At 62.2% G+C, this 1562-nt stretch carries 3 protein-coding genes; all 3 read right to left on the minus strand.

The window, feature by feature from the left end:
* A partial coding sequence (locus VMR39_RS30420) for a zinc ribbon domain-containing protein (protein ID WP_414712450.1) occupies window positions 1-167 on the minus strand: 167 nt, incomplete at its 3' end.
* Between the two features lie 15 nt (window positions 168-182).
* Window positions 183-1319 carry a thiolase C-terminal domain-containing protein gene (locus tag VMR39_RS04070; protein ID WP_325414607.1) on the minus strand — a complete coding sequence of 379 codons (1137 nt, stop codon included), beginning with the start codon at window positions 1317-1319 and terminating at the stop codon, window positions 183-185.
* A 2-nt stretch (window positions 1320-1321) separates the two neighbouring features.
* A partial coding sequence (locus VMR39_RS04075; protein ID WP_325414609.1) for an acyl-CoA dehydrogenase family protein occupies window positions 1322-1562 on the minus strand: 241 nt, incomplete at its 5' end.

A 1562-nucleotide genomic window follows, 5' to 3' on the forward strand; every position in this document is an offset into this window, starting at 1 on the left:
AACGTCACCGCACCGCCGCAGTGGCGACACCGCTCCATAGCAGGAAACTGCCATTCCCGGCATGGTTCGCAGCGTTGCAGAGTCAGCACGCCCTCCTTGAGATTATGCCAATAGGGAGCGCTGTCGAGCGAGGGATCAGGCTGCGGCGGATTGAGTGTGATAGCCATGCTGGTTTCTCCCGGTCAGACGCGCGCGTAGATGAGGCCGCCACCGAAGGGGCCGGTTCCGGCAGTGACGAGCGCCACCTTGGCGTCCGCGACCTGCCGCTCGCCCGCCTGATGGCGCAGTTGCAGCACCGCCTCATAATGGTGGTTCATTCCGTGAATATAAGCTTCCGATAGCAGCCCGCCGTGCGGGTTCATGACGCAGTCGCCACCATAGGTCGCCCTGCCCGAACGATAATAGTTGCCGGACTCGCCCTTGCCGCAAAAACCGTAATCCTCGATCACGCCGACCGTCGTGAAGGTAAAGCAGTCGTAAATACAGGCGAAGTCCATGTCGGACGGCGTGAAGCCAGTACGCTGCCACAGCGGCGGCGCGCAATGGGCGGAGAAGAGATTGCCGAAATCCTCCCAACTGTCGGGATGACGGCCCATGAAGGTTTCTTCGTCCAGCATCTGGACCGGGGTCTGTTTCAGGTCGCGCGCCCGTTCCCGGCTGGTGACAAGGATGGCGCAGGCGCCGTCCGCCTCCAGCGCGCAGTCGTACAGACGGAACGGATCGTAAATCCAGCGCGAGGCGAGATATTGTTCCATGTCGATCGGGTCGCGCATGATTGCCCAGTCGTTCTTGACCGCATGGCCGCGCGTGACGATTGCGACCTCGCCCAAATCTTCATAGGTCGTGCCATATTCGTGCATGTAGCGGCGGCAGAACATCGCGAACCATTGGCCGGGCGCCATATAGCCGTGCGGGGCGCCATATTGATCATCGCCGCCAATCTCCAGATTGCCGGTGAACGTACCAAGCCGCTTGCCTGACCGGCTGTTGAGCGAGCGATAGACGAGTACCGCCTTGCACTTGCCGGTCTGCACGGCTTGGGCTGCAAGTGCGACGGCCAGCGTCACGACATTGCCGCCATTGGCGATGTCGACCGGATAGCGCAGGCCCGGAAGGCCCAGGCCATAGGCAACGTTCAGGCTGCCGGTGCTGTCGCCCGTGTTGAATTCGACAATGCCGTCGACGTCGGACATGCGCAGGCCCGAATCCTCAACTGCGAGCCGACACGCCTCGACTGCCATCGCCCAGGTCGTGCGTCCGGAATTGCGCGAATAGGGCGATCGGCCGATGCCGACCACCATGGGATCATTTGCCGACATGGTCAGTGCGTCTCCTCAATAGGGACTTCCGGCTGCCGCGCGAGGCGGTTCAGCGCATCATTGGTAGCGCCATGCAGGTTGCGCAGCAGCAGCAGCCGCTTGAACAACATACCGATCACATAGTCGTCGGCCATGCCCATGCCGCCATGAAGTTGAACCGACTGGGCACCGACGAAAAAGCCGGCTTCACCGAACCGCGCCTTGGCTGCCGCCAAAATGCGGTCCAGCGTGCGGCTGTCCCGC

Origin of the sequence: Sphingobium sp. (assembly GCF_035511395.1) — a bacterium.
Lineage (GTDB): Bacteria > Pseudomonadota > Alphaproteobacteria > Sphingomonadales > Sphingomonadaceae > Sphingobium.